Origin of the sequence: Mesorhizobium sp. M7A.F.Ca.CA.002.04.1.1, assembly GCF_004022805.1 — a bacterium.
Lineage (GTDB): Bacteria > Pseudomonadota > Alphaproteobacteria > Rhizobiales > Rhizobiaceae > Mesorhizobium > Mesorhizobium ciceri.
In genome coordinates this window covers 1-2367 of sequence record NZ_RZPL01000824.1, presented here as the reverse complement: position 1 = coordinate 2367, position 2367 = coordinate 1, and the positions used below count along the sequence as shown (strand labels likewise).

The 2367-nt window shown below is 61.0% G+C and carries 3 protein-coding genes; 2 read left to right on the top strand and 1 reads right to left on the bottom strand.

The features are described from left to right. Positions 1 to 740: alpha/beta hydrolase (locus ENZ75_RS29025; RefSeq protein ID WP_164888082.1), on the bottom strand; the 740-nt coding region annotated here is incomplete at its 3' end. 220 nt (positions 741 to 960) lie between these two features. On the opposite strand from ENZ75_RS29025, the gene infC reads away from it, so the two are divergent. Beyond that, positions 961 to 1497: a translation initiation factor IF-3 gene (gene infC / locus ENZ75_RS29020; protein WP_013528312.1), complete on the top strand. Its 537-nt coding sequence runs from the start codon at positions 961 to 963 to the stop codon at positions 1495 to 1497. A 163-nt stretch (positions 1498 to 1660) separates the two neighbouring features. Then, the gene (locus ENZ75_RS29015; RefSeq protein WP_128278516.1) at positions 1661 to 2308 is read left to right on the top strand and encodes an isoprenylcysteine carboxylmethyltransferase family protein; all 648 of its coding nucleotides are present in this window, start codon (positions 1661 to 1663) and stop codon (positions 2306 to 2308) included. The last annotated feature ends 59 nt before the right edge of the window (positions 2309 to 2367 follow it).

The window sequence follows — 2367 nt, the reverse complement described above, 5'->3', positions numbered from 1 at the left end:
GCCCGCACCAGCATGTCGAGATCCTGCGGTCGCGACAGGCGATGGTCGCCGTCAGGGATCAGCGACAGGGTCACGTCGTCGGCGGGCAGCAGGCTGACCAGCTTCAGTGCATGGCTTGCCGGCACATCCGCATCGGCCAGGCCCTGCAGGATATGCACCGGGCAATGGGTGTCGATCGGGCCTGTCATTGTCAGGTTGTCGCGCCCGTCCTCGATCAGGGCGCGGGTGTAGATGTAGGGTTCCGTGGAATAGTCCGACGGCTCTTCGAAGAAACCTTTTTTGGCGAGATCGCGCTTCTGCGCCTTGGTCAGCACCGGTTCGATCAGTTCAGCGGTAAAATCCGGTGCCGGCGCCAGCAGCACCAGGCCGGCGACGTTGCTGTCATCAGCCTCGCGCAATTCCTGCACCATGCGCAGCGCGATCCAGGCGCCCATCGAGGAGCCGACCAGGATCTGTTTGCCCTTGGTGAAATGCCGGAACACGGCAAGGCTTTGTGCAAGCCATGTCGAAATCGTGCCGTCGGCAAAGGCGCCGCCGGATTCGCCATGGCCGGAATAATCGTGGCGCAGAAAGGCGCGGCCTTCTTTTGCCGCCCAGTCCGACAGCGTCTGCGCCTTCGCGCCCAGCATGTCCGACTTGTAGCCGCCGAGCCAGACGATGCCGGGCGCAGAGCCAGCAGTATGGCGCACCGCGATGCGCGATCCATCGACATCCATAAAGACGGGGGGCGTTGCGGTCATGGCTTTTTCCTCAGGCCCTCTTCTGGCGCGGGATTCTTGTGGCACGGTCGGTGGCGTGGCGAAAAGTGCTCACTATGTTCTTTGTTTGGTGCAGGACAGCGATCAGGGTGATTTTCTGTCAATGCTGTGCTATTGACTCCGCCCGCGCGCTCACCACATTGGCGCGTCCATGCATCAACACTGACAAATCCTGAACGAAACGGCCAAGGAGACCACGACCATTCGCAGACCTTTCAAAGCAGCGGCGCCGACCAAGGATGGCCCGCGCTCCAACCGTGACATCCGGGTTCCCCGGGTCCAGCTTATCGACGCCGAAGGCCAGAACCGCGGCGATGTTTCCATCAACGACGCATTGCTGCTGGCCGAAGAGGCCGGGCTCGATCTCGTCGAGATATCGCCCAACGCGGTGCCCCCCGTCGTCAAGATCCTTGATCTCGGCAAGTTGAAATACGCCAACCAGAAGAAGGCGGCCGAGGCGCGCAAGAACCAGAAGGTCATCGAGATCAAGGAGATCAAGATGCGCCCGAACATCGACAGCCATGACTACGAGACCAAGATGAAGGCGGTTCGCCGCTTCTTCGAGGAAGGCGACAAGGTCAAGCTGACGCTGCGCTTCCGTGGCCGCGAGATGGCGCATATGGAACTCGGCATGCAGCTTCTGAACAAGGTCCGCGAGGAAGTGGCGACGATTGCCAAGGTCGAAGCGGAACCGAAGCTCGAAGGCCGCCAGATGATGATGGTGCTGTCGCCGCGCTAAGATCTGCATCGGCGCGTATCTAGGATCACGATGACGTCAGGCTTGGCCATCGCGCTTAAATCCGCCTGAATCACATCGCAAGGCGTCCCGGCGATCGGCGGGACGCCTTCTTCTTGTTCAGACGCTGCGATCGCCGGCAAAATTCCTGACGATCGGATTCACTATGGTCGATGAAGTCAAGGTTTCGGACGTGGACTTCAAACGCGGGCTGGGCAATTACCAGCATATGCGCCGCATAGTGCTTGCCGTTCTCGTGGTCGTGCTGTTTGCAGCATTGCTATTTGGCCAATCGACGTTTCCGCCCGACACAGCCGTGCACGAGACGATCGAAATGTTCGGCGTGCTGCTGATTTTCCTCGGCATCGTGGGCCGCCTTTGGGCGACACTCTACATAGGCGGGCGCAAATCGTCCGAGGTGGTGACTGGCGGGCCTTACTCGATCACCCGCAACCCGCTCTATGTGTTCTCGACCGTAGCCGCAGCCGGTGTCGGCGCGCAGATCGGTTCGTTCTCCGGTATCATCCTCTTCGGGCTTTTGTGCGCGGGGGCGTTCCATATCGTCATCCTGCGCGAGGAGAAGTTCCTCAAGGAAGCGCTCGGCGCGCCGTATCAGGCCTATCTGGCGCGGGTGCCGCGCTTCTTCCCGAAACTGTCGCTCTACCAGGAGGGCGATACCGGAAACTTCAAGCCGCGCCTGCTGTTGACCACGCTGCTCGACGCCCTGGTGTTTCTGATCGCGCTGCCGGCCTTCGAATTGATCGACGGCGCCCAGCTGTCAGGCATGTTGCCGGTCTGGTTCACGCTGCCCTGACGAGGACACAGCGCCGCATCTCCACAGGTGTTGCGCGCGGGCCGTCTTTGACGTATAGC